This window comes from Streptomyces paradoxus (assembly GCF_014202475.1).
GTDB lineage: Bacteria > Actinomycetota > Actinomycetes > Streptomycetales > Streptomycetaceae > Streptomyces > Streptomyces paradoxus.
The window spans coordinates 154282-175262 of record NZ_JACHGV010000012.1; the positions used below are offsets into that span (position 1 = coordinate 154282).

Below are 20981 nucleotides of genomic sequence, written 5' to 3' on the forward strand. Positions count from 1 at the left end.
AATCCCCAGGAGTACGGATGACTGCCGCGCGCGACGCCGAGGGGCACCAGACGACCCCGGCCCCCAGGCTTCCGGCGAAGCTGGCCGCCCACCCCTCGGTACAGGCTGTACTCGCCCGGCGCAGAGCAGGTGACGCGGTGAACCCGCCGGCGGTGATCGACGCGGACTGGCTGCGCGAGTTGTGTCTGGCCGCCGGTGCGGACGACGCGGCGGCGGTCAGTCTGGACCACCCGGACCTGGTTGGCGAGCGTGAGTACGTACAGTCCGCGCTGCCCGGCACCCGCACCCTGATCGCGATGGCGGTCCGGATGAACCGCGACAACTGCCGCTCCCCGGCCCGCAGCGTGGCCAACCAGGAGTTCCACCAGGCCGACGAGCAGGCCAACCACGCCGCCCGCACGGTCACCCAGGCACTCCAGGACGCCGGCTACCGCGCGCTCAATCCGTCCGTCGGCTTCCCCCAGGAGATGGACCGCTTCCCCAGCGAGCGGATCTGGGTGGTGGCGCACAAGACGGTCGCGGTGGCCGCCGGGCTCGGCGTGATGGGCCTGCACCGCAACGTCATCCACCCGAGGTTCGGCAGCTTCGTCCTGCTGGTCACCGTCCTGGTGGACGCGGAGGTCAGCGCGTACGGGCAGGCGCTGGACTACAACCCCTGCATCGACTGCAAGTTGTGCGTCGCCGCCTGCCCGGTCGGCGCCATCGCCAAGGACGGCGCCTTCGACGCGCTGGCCTGCACGTCGCACAACTACCGCGAGTTCATGAGCGGGTTCACCGACTGGGCGCAGACGGTGGCCGACAGCGAGGACGCCGCCGACTACCGCTCCCGCGTCACCGACTCCGAGAGCGCCTCCATGTGGCAGAGCCTGAGCTCACCTCCCGGCTACAAGTCCGGCTACTGCCTGGCCGTCTGCCCCGCCGGCGAGGACGTCCTGGGCCCGTACCTGGACGACCGCAAGACGTTCATGGACACCGTGCTGCGACCGCTCCAGGGCAAGAAGGAAACCCTGTACGTCCTACCGGGCTCCCACGCGCAGGAGTACGCCCTGCGCCGCTTCCCCCACAAGCCCGTCAAGGAAGTCACCGGCGGCTGGCAGCCCCCGGCGAAACGCTCCACGTCCCCCGACCGAGAGACACGTACGTCATGACTGGCATTCCCCCCTTCCGCGTCCTGCGTGCCAAGCCGCTGTGGATAGCCAACGGCGTCATCACGGGCGTACTCGCGCTGTTGTTCGCCGTGTTCTACGTCGGCGCCAACGTCGATCCGGCCGACCACCTGACCAAACTGCCCGTCGGGCTGGTCGACGCCGACAAGGGAGCGGCCGTCGGCGGCGAGCAGGTCGACCTCGGGGCCCGGATCACAGAGTCGATCAAGAAGTCGACCGCGGGCGGGGACAGGATCGACTGGAAGGTGATGGACGAGAAGGAGATGAAGGAGGAACTCGGCAAGGGCAAGCTGTTCGGCGCGCTCGTCGTCCCGGCCGGCTTCACGTCCTCCGCCACCGCACTGACCGCCACCGAACCCACCGCAACCCCGGCCCGCCCGGCACTGACGGTGCTGACCAACCAGTCCGCCGGCAGCATCGGCTCCGGCCTGGCCCGGACGGCGACGACCCGGGCAGCCGAGAACGCCTCGCTCCAGCTGGGCAAGGAGCTGACCGCCCGGATCGGGGCCGCGCAGGCGAAGCTGCCGGCAGCGGCACGCGTCCTGCTCGCCGACCCGGCCGCCGTCACGGTCGAGGACGGCCACCCCCTCGACCCGCACAGCGGCCTGGGCCTGACCGCGTTCTACTACGCACTCACGCTCGTGGTCGTCGGCATGCTCTCCGCCAACGTCATCAGCGGCCAGGTCGACCACGCCCTCGGCTACACCCACAACGACATGGGACCGCTGCGCCTGCACCGCCCGCTGATCCGGACGACCCGGGTGCAGACCCTCGCCATCAGCGGCACCCTCATGACCGGCCTGTCCCTGCTGATGGGCACCCTGGTCATGGCCGGCGCGGTCGGCATCATGGGCATGGACGCCTCCCACCTGCCCCTGCTGTGGCTGTACTCGGTGTGCGCCATCGCTGTCACCGGGATCGGCGCGCTCACCCTCCTCGCGGTCTTCGGCACGCCAGGCATGCTGGTGGTCACGCTGGTCTTCATCGGGATGGCGGTACCCACGGCCGGCGCCACCACCCCCATCGAGGCACTGCCCGGCTTCTACCGCTTCCTCGCGGAGTTCGAGCCGCTGCGGCAGATCACCGGCGGCATCAGGTCGATCCTCTACTACGACGCCCAGGGCGACGCGGGTCTGACGCGGGGCTGGGTGATGATGGCGGCCGGACTTTCGGCAGCCGGCCTGTTCGGCTTCGGCGTACTGGGGTGGTACGACCGCAAGGGGCTGCACCGCATCCCGGCGGAGACGACGCCCGGCAAGACCGTGGTCCCGGCGTAGCGGCAGGTCACCAGGCCCCTGAAAACCGATCGGTTTTCATTTTGTCCGCTTCGGGTTAACCTCTCGGTATGACCACCGAAGTGAAGCCGAGTTCCAGGGAGCGGTTGCTGGAGGCGGCGGCCACGCTCACCTACCGGGACGGCGTCGGTATCGGCGTCGAAGCGCTGTGCAAGGCGGCGGGGGTGTCGAAGCGCTCCATGTACCAGCTGTTCGAGAGCAAGGACGAACTGCTGGCGGCGAGCCTGGAGCAGCGTACTTCCGCCTACGTGGCCATGCTCCTGCCGGCGACGGACGATGGCCGTTCACCCCGCGAGCGGATCCTGCACGTCTTCGAGCAGGTGGAATCACAGGCGAGCGCGCCCGAGTTCCACGGCTGCCCGTACCTGGCCGTGCAGATCGAACTCAAGGACCAGAGTCACCCCGCGAGCCGGGTCGCCCATCAGGTCAAGGCGAACCTGACCACCTTCTTCCGCGCCGAGGCCGAACAGGGCGGGGCGAGCGATCCCGGTCTGCTGGCCCGGCAGCTCAGCCTGGTCTTCGACGGCGCCAGTGCCCGCGCGGGAATCCAGGCCGACAGCCTGACCGGGCTCATCGCACCCACGGTGACCACTCTGCTCGACGCGGCAGGCGTGCGCTGACGCGTCGCCCGTCCAGAACAATGCTCACCGCCCGGCACTCGCGGGAAGCCCGATAGCCGTAAGCGTGTTGCCGAGCATGCCGCACGCGAAGAAGCTTGCCGTCTCGTCGGCATCGGCGCCCAGCGACAGGTGCACGGTTTCCCAGATCCTCATCCAGCCGGCCCGGACGACCTCGCCGATCAGGTCATCACCTTGCGCCTCGGCGGCCGCCACGGCGGCGTATCCCTGCATCTGCATCAGGAGCGTTTCGGGGCACGTCGACATCAGATGCGCGTAAGCGCCCGTCATGGCCCGCAGGGCCTGCCCGCCGCCCTCCATCCCGTCGTCCGCCCTCTCGAAAGCCAGGCGGGTGTCGTCCATGCTCCGCATCAAAGCGGCGACGAAGATCGCCTTCTTGTCCGGGAAGAGCCGGAAGAGATACGGCTGCGTGACGCCGACCCGCTTGGCGATCGCCGCGGTGGAGGTGCCGTGGTAGCCCGTACGCGCGAACTCGGCGATCGCCGCGCGAATGACGCTCTCACGCCTCTTCTGTGCACTCATCCTGTCCACGCCGTCACGCTCCCTGCTCGAGCTTGCATGCTGAAACCGATCGGTTTACTGTAATGGAAACCGATCGGTTTCAAGCGAGCGAGGGAGTTCATGATGACGACAGATCGGCCGGTGGCACTCGTGACGGGTGCGTCATCCGGCATCGGGAAGGAAACCGCGCTCGCCCTGGTCGCGGCCGGATTCACCGTGGCCGGCACCAGCCGTGACACCTCACGCGTCACCCCGCTCGACGGCGTGACGTTCCTCGGCCTCGACGTCGCCAGCGACGCCTCGGCCGCCGCAGCGGTCCAGGAGGTGAACGAGCGGTTCGGGCGGATCGACGTCCTGATCAACAACGCCGGTGTCGGCTCGATGGGTGCGGCCGAGGAGACCTCCGTCGAGCACGCCCGGTCCGTCTTCGACACCAACGTCTTCGGGGTCATGCGCATGGTGAACGAGGTCCTGCCGCACATGCGCGCCCAGCGACGCGGACGCATCATCAACATCTCGTCCGTGCTCGGGTTCCTGCCCCAGCCCTACATGGCCGCCTACGCCGCCTCCAAGCACGCGATCGAGGGCTACACCGAGTCCCTGGACCACGAGATCCGTGACCACGGCGTCCGGGCGCTCATCGTCCAACCCGCCTACACCAGGACCGGGTTCGAGGCCAACAGTGCGAAGCCCGACACCCCCCTGCACGCGTACGCGAAGCAGCGTCAGGCCGTCGACCGCGTCCTGGCGGAGGCCGTCAGGGACGGCGACGCCCCCGCCGTCGTCGCCCAGGCGGTCGTCACGGCAGCGACCGACCCGAAGCCGAAGCCGCGCTACACCGCAGGCCCCCTGGCCGCACGCGCACGCGTACTGCGCCGTCTCGCTCCCGCCGGGGTCTTCGACAAGCAGATCCGCAAGATGAACCGGCTGGCCGGCTGACGCGCGGGCGCTGCCTGGGGTGTCCGAACAGCCACCCGCCTCCACCGGACAGAGGACACCTTGATGCCTGAACAAGGGCACCGGGTACGGGCGTTCGTACGGGTCTCGCCGGGGCCGACGGCCCCAGTAGGCCCTCCGTCCGCGTCCGGAACTGATCGTTTCCGGTCAGGGTGGCGGTTCCGCGTCCGCCTGCGGGACGGTGGACATCGTTGATCCGGCCCCGCGGGCCGTCGCCCCTTGCCGTGCTGGAGCAGGTACTCGTCCAGGCGGAGCGTGCGCGGGTCGTAGTCGAAGATCAGGGCCGGGCCCGCCGCATGCCCGGAGGGGTAGTACTGCTTGAGCTGGACGACGCCGGGGTGCTTGAACCGCTGCAGCACCGCCGCCTCGCGTCGGGCCGCGTTCTCCACCGACCGCCGGATCGACGCCTCCGACCCGCGCTCGCTCAGATACACGCGGACCCGCGCCACCTCGGGCAGCTCGCTGTGGTGCGCCTTGTAGTCGGCCCAGGTCGGCCCCGAGTCGAAGGACTTGCGGTCCAGCTGGTACGGGCCGACCTTGTACTCGGCCTCGCTCTTGCGGATGCCGGTTCGGTCGAGCGCTGTCTTGATCTCACGGGAGTCGATGGCCGTGATCCGGCGCCGCTCGTCGCGCGGGGGCCGCTTCAGCATCGCGACCAGTTCGTCGACGGTGTACACGCCGTTCTGGTCGTGGGCGGGCAGGCGGACGCGCAGGCCGCCGTCGGTGAAGCAGACGGCCTCGCCGACCCACACCCGCCTGCCGTGCTGGCCGAGCAGCGAGGCCAGCTCCTTCGCCTTCTTGTTGACGAGGTGGAGCGGGTTGCCGTGCGGGCGGCGGTGACCGCCGGGGGTGGTCTGGACCCAGGTGCCGTTCTCACTGGTCACCGAGCCGTGCCAGTCCTTCAGCTCGATCATGTAGACGCCGCCGGGGGCGACGACCAGGAGGTCCACCTCGCGGACGTGACCGGTATTGGCGGTGAAGGTGAAGTTCGACCAGGCCCGCCAGGGATCGGCGTCCGGCAGCTTCTCCCGGATGGCTTCCAGGCCGCGGTGCTCATGGTCGAACTCGGACTCGGTGACCGTGGTCCACCGGCCTTCCCGCATGCGCCGTCCCCGCCTCTTGCACTCTGTCTCCAGTGGCCGTCCGCTCCTGGTCTCCCGGCCTTTCGTACCGTTCCACCGAGTCGCGGACCTGGTAAATCCTAGTGGTGGCCACCGACAACAGGTATGTCGTCGGCCGAGGCGGTGACGGGGCACCCGAGGCACGGGCCGCCAGGGCGTTCCTGGTCACCAAGGAGCATTTCGCCGTGCGCCGGGCCCTCACCGGCCCGCGCGACGGATGCGGATGGGTCCGCGGGCCTCTGCCTCCGCGACGGGCCGGGCGGCCTGGGTCACCTCGACCTCACCGGCCGCCACCAGCCGCCAGGCCGCTCGGCGGGCCGGTTCCATCAAAGCCCGCCAGCCTCCGTCGTCGCCTTCGTAGGCCTCGCGGGCGGCGTCGGACGGACAGATCGAGGAAGTGGCCGCACGTCGCTCCAGCAGGTCCATGATGACCTGTTCCAGCCGCTGAGTGAGCTGCCGATCGGTCTCCGCCACGCCATCCAGTGTGGCACCGTTCGCGGGGGTGCGAACGATCCCACAGAGCATCCCTTGAATCGGAGCGAGTGAGCGCTTTGACGCACCGCTTCTGATTCGCGTGGCCAACAGTCGCCCATGAAAAGGAGAGCAGTGGGCGGCATCGGCATGGGGGTGGCACGGCGGGTGACGCTACGCCGGGCAAAAGGGGGCCACGGGCCGGACGGGCCCGGGTGGCCGGGTCCGCGACCGCCGTCCGTTCCCCGTGCACCGAGTCCGGGCCCGCCACCGCCACCTCCAGCGCGGCGGGCAGCCCTCGTCGACATCGCGTTCTGATGCTCTCCGTGCAGGAGGCCGGCCGGGATGAGGCAGTGGACCTGACGGGAGTGGCACCCCATCGCCCTTCCCCGTGTCTCAAAAGTCCTCAGCAAGTGATCAGCGGGTTCTAGGCTCGGAATGCGTCATGTGATCGCGAAGGAGCCAGAACAGCAGTGACCGACAAGCGAGTTGTAGTCGTGACCGGTGGAGGGTCGGGCATAGGGGAAGCCACTGCCCGGCTTTTGCGCGAAGGAGGTCACCATGTGGTCGTCTCGGGCCGGCGGAGCGAGCCGTTGCGACGTCTCGAACAGGAGATCGGGGTGCTTGCGCACCCCTCCGACGTGAGGGACCCGGAGGCCGCCGACGGTCTCGTCCAGGCGGCCCTGGCCGCGTACGGGCGACTGGACGGACTCGTGCTCAACGCAGGCATCGGGCGCGGTGGGACCGTGGGCGACCTGTCGTTGGAGGACTGGGACGAGGTGATGCGCACCAACGTCACCGGCCCGCTGCTGCTCCTGCGCGCCGCGATCCCGCACCTGCTGGAGGCGAGAGGGGCCGTGGTCGCCGTCGCTTCGGTGTCCGCCCTGCGCAACGGTACGAGCAACGCCCCGTACGCCACGTCCAAGGCGGCCCTGCTCCAACTCTGCCGCTCGGTCGCCGTCGACTACGGGCGTCAGGGGGTGCGCGCCAACATCGTGTGTCCGAGCTGGGTGAGAAGCGAGATGGCCGACCGCCGCATGGCCCGCTTCGCCGCCGAGGCGGACCTGCGGGGTGAGGGTGTGGACGGCGCCTACGAGGAGGTGACCGGACTGCTTCCCCTGGGGCGTCCGGGTGAGCCGCGCGAGATCGCGGAGACCATCAGCTGGCTGCTGTCCCCGGCCGCGTCCTACGTGAACGGCGCCGTGCTCACCGTCGACGGCGGGGCGACGGCCCTGGATCCCGGGACGCTGGCATTCGACTTCCGTGTCGCGCCCCGTCACGACGAGGCGCCCGGCACTCCTCGGTAACGGCCCGGACCTACGACTGCCGTGCCGCCGCCTGTCACTCGCGGTGGGTCGGTGCCACCGCGTCGACGGGCTCGTCGTGCCAGGGCAGCGCGTCCGTCATCGACGGCCACATCCGGGCGATCCCCAGCAGGGTCGCGGGGCTGCCGTGCTCCACTCCGGGCAGGGGACGGGGGACGGACGGGGGCGCACCGACGAGCTTGGCCCGTCGGGCCTGGCCCAGCGTTCCGGCCAGTGCGGCGGCGGCGAGGCGATGCTCCGGCACCCCTGCCCGCCGGGCATGCCGGTGCGCCTCTTCATAGGCGCCGGGTTGGACGAATCGCTGCAGATCCAGGAGCGCGTCATAGGTCTCGATCGTCTGCCTGTGAGCCTGCAGCGCCAGCGGGGACCGCGGTCGCAGGACCTCCTGGAGCCTGGTCCGCTGCGGGCTGGAGAGCGCTACTTGGGGCACCGCCAGAACAAGATCGCGCCACAGCGGCCACAGACGCCAGGTGACACGCAGGGCGCTCCATGACCGGACGAGGGCGGTCGCGGTGGGGACGAGCAGCGATGCCGCCCTGATGCAGCCGTGGACGCCGATGATCAGGGACAGGTAGGGGAGCATGGCGGAGGTGCCGCCGTAGAGGTGCCAGAGGTAGCCGCACCAGAAGACGAGCGCGAGGACGCTCCCGGCGGCGAACAGCCGCAGCGACCAGACGAGATCGCGGTCCCCGGTACGCAGGCTGTACGACCAGCAGACCACGAGCGCGACGGCGTCACCGACCAGGTGGGCCACGATGAGGATCAGCCAGTAGGAGAACGCCGGGTCGGCCGGCCCCTGGACGGATGTGACACTCTCGCGCGGGTGGTCGCCCTGCAGCAGGTCCAGGGCGACCAACGCGCCCATCACCGTTGTCAGCCCCGCCGCCACGGTGAGACGCAGGCGACGCACCCGGGTGGAATCGACCATGAAGAGAAGGACCAGCCCGGCACTGAGGACGCCGATCAGGTTCCGGGTCAGGGCCACCGTGTGGAGTTCCACGCCGGCGTGCGTGAGCCGGCCGATGACCTCGGGCTGGAAGAGCGTGATGGCGATGGCCGCAGCCAGGACCGTGAGCCACAGTCCCCGCTGGTGCGGCTGGCGCAGCGCGGGCCGGGCACGCAAGACGAGGGCGAACCACATGGTGACGATGCTGAAGAGCCCCACCTGGGTCGCCAGCTCAGATGCCGACATCGTCCGTCACTCCCAGGAACGCGCCGAGGCGGCCGAGAGAGCCGGCCACCGGGCCGGTCTTCCCGGCGCTCTGTATGAGGCTGGCGATCATCTCGGCTTCTTGTTCCTCGGCGGTCGTGTAACTGGTCCGCGCCATCAGCCGCTTCACGAGATGGGGCTGCAGACCACTGAGGAGACGGTCCGTCAGCTCGTCGCCCGGGGCCGTGATGCCCCGATGGTGGTCGCACAGGACGTGGCCGATCTCGTGCAGGATGATGTGTTCCCGGTGGAGAGGCGCGGTCCGGGCTTCGTAGAAGACGTAGTCGGCGTCGTCGGTGCCCAGCCAGAGGCCACAGGCTCCGGCGATCGCTGCCTGCTCGGGCAGCTCCTTCAGAACGAGCGGCCGGCCTCTGAGTTCCTCCACCCGCTCACGGATCGCGTCGAAGGAAAGGGACCGGTGCACCCCGAGATCACGCAGGATCGCCGCACACTTCCGCTGTAACCTGGCGTATTCCCCCGTTCGTCTCACCTGCTGTCACCCCCGTCCCGGATGACAGAAACGCGAAAGTCGCTTGAGCGCTTGCATGAGCGGGCTTCGTCTCTCTTGCTCTCACTGGTCGTGGCTGCCCCGACTCTCCGCATGGTTTCACCGGCCGGGACGCTGGTGTCCTCCCGCGGAACCGGATTCGTTGGACATCGCGTTCACGAGTGCGAGAAGGGCGTCGAGCCCTGCCTCCGACAACCCGTCGGCGCGGAAGGCCAGCGTTCGTACCTTGCTGTTGCCCAGGGCGACGGCGAACTCCATCTGGCGCCTCACTCTCTCGGAGACTTCCTCGTCGGTGAAGTAGTCCGGCGTGACGCCGAAATGCTCCGCCAGCACCCTGAGGTGGTCGCGTGTCACGTTCCGCTTTCGCCCCGTCGTCAGCTCCCAGAGGTAGGTGGCCGAGAACGTCCGCCCCGTGCTCTGGCGGATCTCCTCCGCGATCTTGCTGTAGGGAGGACGGTTGCCCCGGTAGTAGGCGTTGACGATGTCCTCAAGCCGTCGAGCCAGGGATGACGGGCCTGTCGTGCCCTTGTCACCGTTGCTGCTGCTGGCCAAGTCTCCAACTCCCGGGCGCGATAACACGTCTGTGTCCAGCGGACAGGATAGGACACCCAACTTACGCAGTGGTTCGCCGCCTTGCACGAGCCGTCCTGCCGCTCGGCCGCCTTTGGCTCAAATCTTGCCCTGCGTCGTGCGCGAGTGGTGCGCGGGGCGGATGACAGTCCGAGGGGGGGCGCCGGAAGCCCCCAGCGGATCGGTTGACACCCTTTGATCCGCTGAGTACGGTCCCCGAGTGCTTGCGTCGCACAGGGGGAATCAGGGGGATGACATCCGTAGCGGAGCCGACGGGATCCGACCAGATCCGGAATCCGCGGACGCGGTGCCTACGCCGCACGCGCAACCGCACTCCGCCCGCACGGCGGATCCGGTGAAGCCGCACATCTCGGCGAGGCGGTACTCAGCCGGAGGGACTGACCGGCAACGGGCCAGGACGGCCTGGCCGTTCGCGGCCTCACGGTGTCCGCGGGTGCGTCTCCGCCAGGACCTCCGCCTCATGGGTGCGTCGGGTGCCCGCGGTGAACTCGCTCGTGTACGTCTCCTCGTCCAGCGCGGCACGCAGACGGGCCGCGATGCGCTCCACGTCCCCCCGCTCCGCCGGGGGGTGCGGGGCGCCGGCCCGTTCCCGGGTCGCCGCCGCCGTGCCGAGGAGGCGGGTCGCGCGGTGCGGGGCGTCTGCCAGGGAGTAGGCGCCCGCCAGGCCTTCGAGGGCCAGGGCGACCGAGCGGGGGTCCTTGGTCGCGGCGGCGGCCGCGAGGCCGTCCCGGTGGTACTCCAGCGCCCGCCCGGCGTCGCCGCGCTGCTCGGCGATGAACCCCAGCTCGGCCAGGACCAGCGCCAGTCCCGGGCCGTCGCCCCGGCGGCGGTTCCAGGCGAGCCAGGGCCGCAGCCACTCCTCGGCGGCATCGAGGCGGCCCTGGCGGCGGGCGCTCAGGGCGAGGCCCAGCGCGGCGAACTGCTCGGCCGGCTGGTTGCCCTGCCCCACCGCGATCCGCAGGGCACGCGTGTGCAGGTCGTCGGCCTCGTCGTAGCGCTGGGTGAGCAGGGCGATCCTGCCGAGACCCGACAGCTTCGTGGACATCTCCGGCCAGGTCTCCAGCGCCTGGGCGATGCGCAGGCTCTCCCGGTGCAGCCGGGCGGCGAGGTCGTAGTCGCCGTTGATCTCGGCGAGCCTGCCCAGCACGTCCGTCGTCTTCAGCCGGCCCCACAGGTCACCCAGTTCCGCGAAGTGGGCACGGGCCTCCTCGGCGTTGCCGCGCAGCGACTCCAGGTCCCCACGGGCCAGGGCGAAGCACGCGCGGGTGGTCAGCGCGGCGGCGGTGCCCCACGCGTCGCGCAGGGTGCGGAAGCGCACCAGGACCCGCTCGACCCGCTGCTCGCCCTTGACCAGCGCCCCGACCGTCCACTGCGCGTGCGCCAGGAACCACTGGGCCCTGGTCGACTCCAGGGTGGACTCCGGCGGGTACTCCTCCAGGGCGTCGCACTCCCGGTCGTGCTCACCGAGCAGCAGCCGGATGCCCGTGTACCAGAACTCCGCCTCCACGCGCTCCTCGGGCGCGGCCTCGCCCGGCGTGTCCAGGGCCGTCGCCAGCGCCCGGCGGGCCTCGCCCAGCCGGCCACGGACGTACCAGTACCAGGTCAGCGAGTTGACCAGGCGCAGCGCTTCCTGCGCTGCTCCGGCCCGGCCGGCCTCGGCCAGCGCGCGCTGAACATTGGCCGCCTCCAGGTCCAGGTACTGGAACCAGCGGGACTGCTCCCGCTCGTGCAGGTGCGGCCGGGCCCGCTCGGCGAGGTGGACGCAGTGGCGCAGGTGCCGGGCGGCGGTCTCGGCGTGCTCACCGGACTCCGCGAGCTTGTCACGCGCGTAGACCGCTACCGACTCCAGCAGCCGGTAGCGCGGGCCCTGCGGTCCCTCGGTGCGGACGGCCAGCGAGCGTTCCACGAGCAGGCTCAGCGCGTCGAGGACGTCGGCGGGGGACACCCCGCCACCGGAGCACACGTCCTCGGCGGCCCGCAGTCCGCACCCCTCGCTGAACACCGACAGCCTGCGCAGGACGGTTCGTTCACGGCCGTCGAGCAGGCCCCAGCTCCAGTCGAGTGTGGCCTGGAGCGTCCGGTGGCGTGAAGGGGCGTCCCGGTAGCCGCTGTTGAGCACCCTGAACCGGTCGTCGAGCCGGTCGTGCAGTTCCCTGATGCCCAGCGATCTCACGCGCGTGGCGGCCAGTTCCAGGGCGAGCGGGATGCCGTCGAGGCGCCGGCACACATCGGCGACCAGGGGGGCGGTGGTCGCGTCGAGCACGAACTCCGGGTCCGTCGCCCTGGTCCGGTCGACGAAGAGGCGTACGGCCCCGGCGCTCGTCAGGGCGTCGAGGTCCGGACCGTCCTCCGGCGGCAGCGACAGGGGCGCCACCGGATACACCGTCTCGTCACGGGTGCGCAGCGGTTCCTGGCTGGTCGTCAGGATGCGCAGCTGCGGGGCCCGGTGCAGCAGCGGGCCGGTCAGTTGCGCGACGGCCTCCACGACGTGCTCGCAGTTGTCCAGCACGAGCAGCAGCCGCCGGCCGGCCAGCGCGTTCGCCAGGCGGTCGGTGGGACCCTTGGCGTCGTCGTCGGAGGTGTTCTCCCGGATCCCCAGCGTCGCCATGACCTGCTCGGCCAGCGCCTCCGCGCCGGCGAACCGCTCCAGGCCCCCGGCGTCCGCGAGTTCCACCAGCCAGGTGCCGTCCCCGAACGCGCCCGACAGGCTCTCCGCCGTGGCCTGGGCGAGGCGGGTCTTGCCGACCCCGCCCGGCCCGGTGAGGGTCACCAGGCGGCGCTGTAAGAGCAGGGCCCGGATGGCCCGGACGTCCTGTTCGCGGCCCACCAGGGGCGAGGCCGACCCGGTCGGTCCCGGGCCCGCCGGCACCCCCGTGGCGGACGGCGCGGGCGGCTCCGGCCGGGCCAGGACCGGATCGTGGCGCAGGATGGCCTGCTGCAGGGCCTCCAGGGACGGCCCCGGAGTCAGCCCCAGCTCCTCGTCCAGCCTGCGCCGTAGATCGTTGAAGCAGTCGAGCGCGTCGGAGGAGCGCCCCGCCTGGTACAGCGCCCACATCAGCGCGCCCCGCAGGCCCTCGCGCAGCGGATGCTGCGCCACCAGCTCCGTCAGCTCGCCCACCAGCAGGCTGTGCTCGCCCAACTCCAGCCGCACGGCGGCGTGTTCCTCCACCGCCGTGAGCCGCTCCTCCTCCAGGCTCGCCGCCGTCGGCCGCACGGACGGCTGGTCCGCGAACTCGGCGAAGGCGGGGCCGCGCCACAGCGCCAGCGCCTCGGTGTAGAGGGCCGCCCGCGTCACCGGGTCCTCGCCGGACCGGGCCCGGGCGACCAGTTCACGGAACCGCCCGGCGTCGAGGGCTCCGGCCGGGACGTCCAGGACGTACCCGGGCGGCCGGTGCGCGATCAGTTCGCGGCCGCCCGCCTCCGCGTCCTCCAACGCGCGCCGCAGCTGGGAGACTTTGGCCTGGAGCGACGCCGTCGGCCGGGCCGTGAACGTCGAGCCGCCCCACAGGTCCTCGATGAGCCGCGCCGCCGGGACGACCTGCCCGTGGTGGGCGAGCAGATCGGCGAGGAGCATGCGCACCTTGACTTCGGGTACCCGCACGACACGACTCTCGTCCGTGCGCACCTCCAGCGGCCCCAGCACCCCGAATTCCATGATCTCAGCGTAACCGGCCGACGACCGGCGTGACCGGCGACGACAAGGGCTCGGCCACCGTTCAGAAGGGCGTTCCCGCAGCGTTTCCGAAGTCGTCCGAAGCGAATCCGAAGGGGCATATGCCAGGGTTCCCCGAGGAATGCGGTTTCGGCGGGGGCGCGGAGGGCGGGGGCAGGTGGCCGAGAATGAGCGACTGCGGCTGGCGATCATCATCGGCAGCATCAGGAAGGGCCGGTTCGGGCACGTCGCGGCGGAATGGCTGGCCTCCCGGGCCCGGCTGCGGCCCGACTTCGACGTCGACGTCATAGACCTCGCCACCGCCTGGCTGCCCGACGTGATGTCCGCCGACCCCTCGGCGCCCCGCCCCCAGGCCGTCAAGGACCTCGCGCCCTGGCTGGAGGCGGCCGACGCGTTCGTGGTGGTCACCCCCGAGCACAACCAGACGTTCCCGGCGTCCCTGAAGAACGCGATCGACTGGTACGACGAGGAGTGGCACGCCAAGCCCGTCGGATTCCTCTCCTACGGCGGCGCCTCCAGCGGACTGTGCGCGGTGGCGGCACTGCGCCAGGTCTTCGGCGAGGTCCACGCCGTCCCGGTGAACGAGACCGTGAGCTTCCACAACTACTGGGAGCGGCTCGGGCCCGACGGCACCCTGACCGCGTCCGACGACTGGCACGTGTCGGCCCGGCTGATGTTCGACCGCCTCAGCTGGTGGGCCGGTGTACTGCACCGGGCCCGGGCGGAGCACGGCTACCCCGCACCGCAGACGAACAGACAGGAGCGCAAAGCGCCATGGACGGCCAGTGGTTCCGACGTTTCGGCGAGCCCGAGCCCGACGCTCTCAGGCTGATCTGCTTCCCGCACGCCGGGGGCGCGGCCAGCGCGTACCAGCCGCTGTCCCGGCGGCTCCGGCCGCACGTCGAGGTGCGGGCCGTGCAGTACCCGGGCCGGCAGGACCGACGGCTGGAGACCCCGGTGGCGGACATCAGGGAACTCGCCGCCGTCGTCGCCGGGAAGCTGGAGGACGAGGAAACGGCTGCGCCCTTCGCGTTCTTCGGCCACAGCATGGGGGCGCTGGTGGCGTACGAAACCGCCCGGATCCTGGAGGAGCGCGGGGCCCCGGCTCCCGGCCGGCTCTTCCTGTCGGCCCGGGGAGCACCCGGGCCGCGGCGCAGCCCGCACGACGTGCTGCCGGACGACGAGGCGATCCTGGCCGCCGTCCGCCGGCTCGGCGGGACCGGCGTGGCCCTGTTCGACGACCCCGAGCTGGTGGCAATGGTGCTGCCCGCTCTGCGAGCCGACTACGCGGCCCTCGCCGCGTACTCCTGGACGCCCCGGGAACCGCTGCACACACCGGTCACCGTGCTGTGCGGCGACGCCGACCCGGTCGTCTCCGTCGAGGAGGCGGCCGGCTGGCGCGCGTTCACCCGCGCCGAGACCGAGGTGCGGGTCTTTCCGGGCGGTCACTTCTATGTGGACCAGCGGCTCGATGACGTGGCCGAGGTGGTACTGCGCGGCGTCCGCTCGGTGAGCGCCGCCCGGGCGGGCAACGGCGCCTGCCATGACCGAACACCGGTGTCCGACGTACGGGGGTAGGCGTGGAGTTCAAGGTTCTCGGGCCGCTCGAGGTGGTGAGCGGCGGGCGGAGTCTGCCGCTGGGCGGCGTAAAACAGCGGGCGGTGCTCGGACTGCTGCTCCTCCACGCGAACCAGGTGGTCGCCACCAGCCAGCTCCTCGACGCCCTGTGGCCCGAGGACGCGAGGCCGGTCACGGCACGCAAGATGGTGCAGAACGCCGTGTGGGGGCTGCGCGCCCTGCTGGAGAGCGGCGATGGCGAAGGACACGAGCCGCCCCGGCTGCTCACCCGGGCGCCGGGCTACATCCTGCGCGTCGACCCCGAGCAGCTCGACGCGACCCGCTTCGAACGCGCCGTCGCCGCGGGCCGGGCACGCCTGGACGCCCATGAGGCGGCCGAGGCCGCCGAGTTGCTGGGCGACGCCCTGGGGGAGTGGCGCGGCTCGGCCCTGTCTGATCTGGCCGAACAGGGAGTGGAGTGGGCCGAGTTGACCGCACTGCGGCAGCTGCGGCTGGACGCCATGGAGGACCGCTTCGAGGCGGAGCTGGCGTGCGGGCGGCACCACGCCGTGCTGGGTGAACTCACCTCGCTGGCCGAGGCCGAGCCCCTGCGGGAGCGCCTCTGCGGGCAGCTGATGCTCGCCCTGTACCGCTGCGGCCGTCAGGCGGAGGCCCTGAGCGTGTTCAGCAGGGTGCGGCAGGCCCTGGTCGAGGAGTACGGCCTGGAACCGTCCGCCGCCCTGCAGACGCTTCAGCACCGCATCCTGCGCCACGACCAGGCACTGGCCTGCCCCACGGAGGCCCGGGCGGAGCCGGGCACTTCCGGGGCGGGCGCGGCGCGGTGGCACGCGGTCGCGGAGGCAGACCCCGCGCTGGCACCGGTCCGGATCCCCGCGCACTCCGGGGCGGCCGGGGCCGGCGGGCCGGATGTCACGGCACCGGAACCCTCGCGTGCGCCCGCGCTCACGGGGGCCGGTGACCAGACGCGCACGCCGTTGACCGTCGGTGGCGGGCAGGCCGGTGACCGGCCGCGCATGCCGCTGTCCGCCGGTGGCGCGGAGGGTGCCGACCGGTCGGGTACGGGGTCGTCCTCCGGGAGCACCGAAGGCGGCGGCCGGCTGAGCGGGCGGGCCCCCTTCGGCACCGCGGACGGAGACGGCGGCCGGAGCCGGGCGTCCTCGTACGGTGTCGCGGCGGGGGGCGGCGGTTCGGGCGTGCCGTCCTCGTACGACCTCGCGGGCGGGGCCGGTCATGCGACCCCGGTCTCTTCGTACGGCGTCCCCGAGGGCGGCGGCCCCCCGCGCGCGGCGTCGATCGCCGGGGCCGCTCCGGGCGCGGGCGACGCGGCCTCGTACGGCGTCTTGGCGAGCGGTGAACGACCAGGCGGGACAACGGGCTTCGGCGTCGCCGAGGGGGGTGCGGTCGCCGAGCGGCGGGACGTGTGCGTGCTCGTGGTGTGCACCGAGTCCGCGGGGGACGCGGCGGCCATCGGGAGCGAGCAGCTGGACACCTCCCTCCACGACGCGGTCACCGTACTCACCGAGAGTGTCGAGAGCCGCTCCGGGACGGTCGTCGGCTCCATGGGCGGGCTGTGCGCCGCCCTGTTCGGGCTGCGGTCCGAGCGCCCCGAGGCATCGCTGAACGCGGTGCGCGCGGCCTTCGCGGCCCGTGACCGCCTGGCCTCACGGGCGGGCATGGTGATGCGTGCCGTGGTGATCTCCGGCAAGGCGATCGTGCGGCACGACCCGCACGACCCGAGCGCCGCCGTCTCGGTGGTGGGCACGCTGCTCGACAAGGCCCACGGGCTGCTCTCCGGCGTCCCGGAGGGCGAGTTGTACGTCAGCGAGGACGTGGCCGGTGACACCGGCGCGTGGGTGGGCTACGACGAGACCGTCCGCGCCGCCGACGGCGCCCTCGGCATCCGCAGGGCCCAGGCCCTGCACACGGAGGAACCCGCCGGGCCCGGCTCCCGTACCGGGGGCCGGCCCGAACTCGCCCTGCTGGAGAACCTGCTGGAGTACTCGCGCCACCACGACGTGCCCTCCCTGCTGACGGTGCTCGGCGATCACGGGGTCGGCAAGACCCAGCTGCTCACCCAGTTCGAGCGCCGCGTCATGGGCGACGCCGACGCGGTGCGGGTCCTGCGACCGCGCCTTCCGCAGGGCGGCCAGGACGCCGTCGCCGTCGCGGCCGCGCTGCTGGACGCCTGGGCGCCGCGGCACGGGGCGCGGCACGACTCGCCCGATCAGCGGCTCAGAGCCGTGGTCCGCTCCGCCGTCGACTCCGACGTGGACGCCGCGCGGCTGCTGCGCGTGCTGTGCCCCGCGCCCCCCTCCGGGCTGCCCGGGCGCGGGGCCGATCTGCTCGCCGCGTGGGGCGAGGTGATCGAGCACGAGGCTCACCACCGCCCGGTGGTCCTCTGCCTGGACGACCTGCACCTCGCCGACGACGTGGTGCTGGACTGGGCGGAGAGCCTGGGCGGCGCCGGCACCGGGGCGCTGCTGGTCGTCGCGTGCGGCCACTCCGACCTGCTGCGCCGCCGGCCCATCTGGGGCAGCGGCTGCGAGCACGCCGGCCGGCTGACCCTGTCGCGCCCGCGCGAACCGGCCGCCGCTCCGCGGCAGCGCCGCACGCTGCCCTTCGCGGACTGCCGCCCGCGCCGGCCGGAGGAACGGGCGAGGCCGTCCGGCCGGATCCACGCCGGGTTCCGGGGCAAGGGCGCCGAGCCGGTCGAGGCCCGTCCCGGGCGACGGGCCGTGTGACCGCCGGGCCGGCCGGGGTGCCGTCCCGGTGGAGGGCGGGGCTGTGGAGTGGCCGGCCGGGTGCCGCCTCGGCGGGGCCGCGTGATGACCGGGGCGAGGAGTCGCGAATGGGTTGCTCGTGGACGGCACTTGATGTGCTGTCCGCATGGACATCGCAGCCCCACGCACCCGCCGCTCCCCGCACCCGTCGCCCCGGGCCGGGCGGGCGTCCGCCCCCGGAGAGATGGACACCCCGCTGGCCGTCTTCGTCGGCACCCGGTTCGCCGCGGCCCTGAACGAAGGGCTGAGCCGGGCCGGCCGCCCCCGGGACGCCCGGCCCGCGCGGCCGGACGACTCCCAGCCCCTCGCCCGCCCGCCCGGGCGCACGGCGGCACCGCAGGACGCCCTGCTCGCCGGGCACGCCGGGGAGATACTCGTCCGCTTCGGCGCCGGGCTCAGGGCCGTCCCGGGCGTCACCGCGGGGGAACGGGCCCGGATGACCGCGTGGGCGCGGCGGGTGCTCGGCGTGGCGGGGCCCGCCGGTCCGGTGGGCGGGGGAGTGGCGGCCCCCTGGGCGGCACTGGCGGGCTCCCTGCTGGTCGAATCGGCCGCGGAGGTCCTGCCCGAGGACTCCGCGGACGGCACCCGGGCCCTGGGCGCCCTCGCCCGTGCCATACGCCTCACCGGCACGGGCGGGACGCGCTCAGGCGACCTCGGACTCCCGGACCGGCGGAAGCAGGGACTCCAGTAACCGGTCCAGGGCGTCGCCCGTCTCCGGGCTGAGGCTGAGGGTCACCGTGCGCGGATGCGCGGTGGCCCATCCCGGCCGCCGGTCCGGCAGCCGGGAGTCCGCGCCGACGACGATGAGCAGCGGCAGGCCCGCATGGGTCTGCGTCAGCCGCTCCACCATGTCCAGCAGCGCGTCGTCGGCGTGCTGGAGGTCGTCCCAGATCAGCACCAGCGGCTGCTCGCGCGCGGCCCGCGCCAGGAACGCCCCCCAGGCCCGGAGCATCTCGCCGGGCTTCTCCCGCTCGTGCGCCGCCCGCCGCGGTGACAGCAGCCGGGCCAGGGGCGCGTACACGTCCGCTCCGGCTGCCGGGTCACCGCCGAAACGGTTCAGCGTGGCCCGCAGCCGCGCCAGGGCGTAGGGCTCCGGGGTGCTGGGATCGATGCCGCAGTAGGCGGCCAGGATCTCCGCCGGCACCGACAGCGCGGAGGCGGTGTGCGGCGCCGGAACCGTGCCGGCCAGCACCCGTACGGGGCCGCCGTGACTCTCCTCGACCCGGCGCTGGAACTCCATCAGCAGGCGCGTCCTGGCCCGGCCGGACCCTTCGATGAGGGTGATCAGGTGCGCCGTCGAGCGCTGGCGGGAGTGCAGCAGGGTGTGCTGCATCAGCTCCAGCTCGCCGGCGTGGGCACCGCCGCCGGGCGGCGCCCACGCCAGGTCCGTGACGTCGTCGTGCAGGGCGTGCAGTTCCCACGGGGCGAGGGCCGACGCGCAGGCCCGCCGGAACGTCGCCGACCGCTCGGCCTGCCGGTGGGTCTCCTCGCAGACGTGGATCTCCCCGGCCTGCACCTGGGCCAGCATCGACCGGCAGGTGTCGACGAGCCTCCCGCCGCTCCACAGCGGCGGCGGGTCGTCCGAGGCCGTCCGGGGCAGCAGTGCCTCCCCGGACGCCACGGCCGCGTGCACGGTGAGGCCGCGCACGGCGGCCTGCGGCGGTGCGAGCGTGCCGGTGGGGACGCTGAGGCTGTCGCGGACGGCGGCCGCGGTGCGGACCGCGCGCTCGGCGCTGTCGGCCGGGTCGGTGCCTTCGGCGAACACGGAGAGCACCGTCGAACCGAGTACGGCCGTGACCCGGCCGCCGTGCAGTTCGGTCTTCTCCCGGGCGATCTGGGTCAGCGCGTCGACCACCCGGTCGCGGTCCTCGGCCAGCACCGCGCCCAGTTCCGCGCCGAGCCCGAAACGGAACATGACCACGCTCGCGGTACGGGACTCGCGGCGGCCGGGCGAGGAGCCCTCGGCGGTGGCCGCGGGGGCGGGCGGCCCGCTGCGTGCGGGCGGATCGGAGCATGCGGCCCGCATCGCGCGGGCGGCCGGCTCTGTGCCTGCGCCCGGCTCCGTGGGGGCGCTCGACACGGGGGGTGTGCCCGGCTCCGTTCGTGTGGTCGGGGCGGTGGGCGCGGTGGGCTCGGCCCGCACGCCGCGTGCGGCCGGACCCGGGGACGCCGTCGCTGTCGCCGCGGGCGCGGGGGTCCCGGCTGCCGGGGCCGCGGCGGGCGGGGACGGCGCGGGCCGGGGAACCGGGGCGATGCTCACCGGCTCCTGGCCGCCCGCCGCGCGAGGCGCTTCCAGCGTCGGGTCCTGCGTCAGGATCGCCTGCTGCAGCCGGTGCAGTTCGCGTCCCGGCTCCAGCCCGAGCCCCTCCACGAGCGCCGTGCGCACCCGGCCGAACACCGCCAGCGCCTCGGCCTGCCGTCCGCAGCGGTACAGAGCCACCATCAGCTGCCCCGAGGCACGTTCCCGCAGCGGCTCGGCGGCCACCAGGCTCTCCAGGTCGGGCAGGACCAGCTGGTGCCGGCCGCAGGCGAGGGCGGCCTCGAAGTGGTCCTCCATGACGTCGAGCCGGCGGTTCTGCAGGGCCGTCAGCTCCGGCCAGCAGACACCTTCCTCCACCAGGTCGGAGAGGACGGGCCCGCGCCACAGCGCCAGCGCCGCGCCGAGCGATCGGCGGGCCCGTTCCACCTCGCCCGCCGCCAGGGCTGCCCGGCCCGTCGTCACCCGCTGTTCGTACTCGAGCAGGTCGACGCGCTGCTGGGGCACACGCAGCAGATAGCCGGGAGCGCGGGTCAGCAGCTCCGGGCCCTGCTCGGTCCGCGGCGGCCGCGACAGGACACCGCGCAGCTTCCAGACGGCGTTCTGCAGGATCTTGCGCGCGGTCATGGGCGCGTTGTCGTCGGCCCACAGGGCGGACAGCAGCTGGCTGGTGGACACCACCTGGTTCGCCTGCAGCAGGAGATACGCCAGCACGGCACGCTGCCGGTGCCCGCCCAGGTCCACCAGGCTGCCCGGCGGTCCCCCCGCCGGCTCGACTTCCAGTGGCCCCAGTATGCGGAACTGCATGAACTCCCCCGTCTCGCTTGCTCCGGCGTGCTGCGTTTCCCGGGACCGGTGTGCCGCCTGACGGGATGTCAACGCGGTCCGCTGCCCGTACTGCTCCCGGCCG

16 protein-coding genes and 1 pseudogene are annotated in these 20981 nt (G+C 72.6%); 9 read left to right on the forward strand and 8 right to left on the reverse strand.

Annotation, left to right across the window (positions count from 1 at the left end):
• Positions 1–17 precede the first annotated feature (17 nt).
• The 3 genes from HNR57_RS32105 to HNR57_RS32115 all read left to right on the forward strand — a co-directional run bounded on the left by HNR57_RS32105 (position 18) and on the right by HNR57_RS32115 (position 3081).
• Complete coding sequence (locus tag HNR57_RS32105; RefSeq protein ID WP_184565607.1) at positions 18–1148, forward strand: 4Fe-4S binding protein; 1131 nt, start codon at positions 18–20, stop codon at positions 1146–1148.
• Positions 1145–2443: an SNG1 family protein gene (locus HNR57_RS32110; RefSeq protein WP_184565609.1), complete on the forward strand. Its 1299-nt coding sequence runs from the start codon at positions 1145–1147 to the stop codon at positions 2441–2443. The genes HNR57_RS32105 and HNR57_RS32110 overlap by 4 nt, the downstream gene beginning before the upstream one ends.
• Positions 2444–2511: 68 nt before the next feature.
• Positions 2512–3081 carry a TetR/AcrR family transcriptional regulator gene (locus HNR57_RS32115; RefSeq protein WP_184565611.1) on the forward strand — a complete coding sequence of 190 codons (570 nt, stop codon included), beginning with the start codon at positions 2512–2514 and terminating at the stop codon, positions 3079–3081.
• Between the two features lie 24 nt (positions 3082–3105).
• Here the strand turns inward: HNR57_RS32115 and HNR57_RS32120 are convergent, their stop codons facing one another.
• Positions 3106–3630, reverse strand: coding sequence for a TetR/AcrR family transcriptional regulator (locus tag HNR57_RS32120; protein ID WP_184565613.1), 525 nt, complete (start codon positions 3628–3630; stop codon positions 3106–3108).
• 93 nt (positions 3631–3723) lie between these two features.
• Between HNR57_RS32120 and HNR57_RS32125 the strand changes: the two genes are divergently transcribed.
• Positions 3724–4539, forward strand: a complete 816-nt coding sequence (locus HNR57_RS32125) for an oxidoreductase (protein ID WP_184565687.1) — start codon at positions 3724–3726, stop codon at positions 4537–4539.
• Positions 4540–4775: 236 nt separating this feature from the next.
• On the opposite strand, the pseudogene HNR57_RS32130 reads toward HNR57_RS32125, so the two are convergent.
• Together HNR57_RS32130 and HNR57_RS32135 are read right to left on the reverse strand one after the other, a co-directional pair.
• Positions 4776–5660, reverse strand: a pseudogene (locus HNR57_RS32130) (NERD domain-containing protein); the annotation flags it as partial.
• Between the two features lie 216 nt (positions 5661–5876).
• On the reverse strand, positions 5877–6152 hold the full coding sequence (locus tag HNR57_RS32135) for a DUF3253 domain-containing protein (RefSeq protein WP_184565615.1): 276 nt from the start codon (positions 6150–6152) through the stop codon (positions 5877–5879).
• A gap of 470 nt (positions 6153–6622) precedes the next feature.
• Between HNR57_RS32135 and HNR57_RS32140 the strand changes: the two genes are divergently transcribed.
• Positions 6623–7456, forward strand: a complete 834-nt coding sequence (locus HNR57_RS32140; RefSeq protein WP_184565617.1) for an SDR family NAD(P)-dependent oxidoreductase — start codon at positions 6623–6625, stop codon at positions 7454–7456.
• A gap of 34 nt (positions 7457–7490) precedes the next feature.
• Here HNR57_RS32140 and HNR57_RS32145 read toward each other — a convergent pair whose 3' ends face one another.
• From HNR57_RS32145 to HNR57_RS32160, 4 genes are all read right to left on the reverse strand, one after another.
• Positions 7491–8666 (reverse strand): MAB_1171c family putative transporter, encoded by a 1176-nt coding sequence (locus HNR57_RS32145; protein ID WP_184565619.1) that lies wholly within the window; start codon positions 8664–8666, stop codon positions 7491–7493.
• Entirely contained in the window at positions 8653–9108 is a 456-nt protein-coding gene (locus HNR57_RS32150; protein WP_313675348.1) for a regulator component, read from the reverse strand. Before HNR57_RS32150 ends, HNR57_RS32145 begins: the two co-directional genes overlap by 14 nt.
• 183 nt (positions 9109–9291) lie before the next feature.
• Positions 9292–9744: a hypothetical protein gene (locus HNR57_RS32155; protein WP_184565623.1), complete on the reverse strand. Its 453-nt coding sequence runs from the start codon at positions 9742–9744 to the stop codon at positions 9292–9294.
• Between the two features lie 457 nt (positions 9745–10201).
• Positions 10202–13438, reverse strand: coding sequence for an AfsR/SARP family transcriptional regulator (locus tag HNR57_RS32160; protein WP_184565625.1), 3237 nt, complete (start codon positions 13436–13438; stop codon positions 10202–10204).
• 175 nt (positions 13439–13613) lie between these two features.
• Between HNR57_RS32160 and HNR57_RS32165 the strand changes: the two genes are divergently transcribed.
• The 4 genes from HNR57_RS32165 (at position 13614) to HNR57_RS32180 (ending at position 18505) form a co-directional block, all read left to right on the forward strand.
• Positions 13614–14288 (forward strand): NADPH-dependent FMN reductase, encoded by a 675-nt coding sequence (locus HNR57_RS32165; RefSeq protein ID WP_184565627.1) that lies wholly within the window; start codon positions 13614–13616, stop codon positions 14286–14288.
• Positions 14231–15034 carry a thioesterase II family protein gene (locus HNR57_RS32170; protein ID WP_184565629.1) on the forward strand — a complete coding sequence of 268 codons (804 nt, stop codon included), beginning with the start codon at positions 14231–14233 and terminating at the stop codon, positions 15032–15034. The genes HNR57_RS32165 and HNR57_RS32170 overlap by 58 nt, the downstream gene beginning before the upstream one ends.
• A 2-nt stretch (positions 15035–15036) precedes the next feature.
• Positions 15037–17775 (forward strand): BTAD domain-containing putative transcriptional regulator, encoded by a 2739-nt coding sequence (locus HNR57_RS32175; protein WP_184565631.1) that lies wholly within the window; start codon positions 15037–15039, stop codon positions 17773–17775.
• Positions 17776–17920: 145 nt separating this feature from the next.
• Positions 17921–18505, forward strand: a complete 585-nt coding sequence (locus tag HNR57_RS32180) for a hypothetical protein (protein WP_184565633.1) — start codon at positions 17921–17923, stop codon at positions 18503–18505.
• On the opposite strand, the gene HNR57_RS39870 is transcribed toward HNR57_RS32180, so the two are convergent.
• Positions 18458–20878, reverse strand: coding sequence for an ATP-binding protein (locus HNR57_RS39870; protein WP_184565635.1), 2421 nt, complete (start codon positions 20876–20878; stop codon positions 18458–18460). The two genes, HNR57_RS32180 and HNR57_RS39870, sit on opposite strands and share 48 nt — an antisense overlap.
• Positions 20879–20981 lie beyond the last annotated feature (103 nt).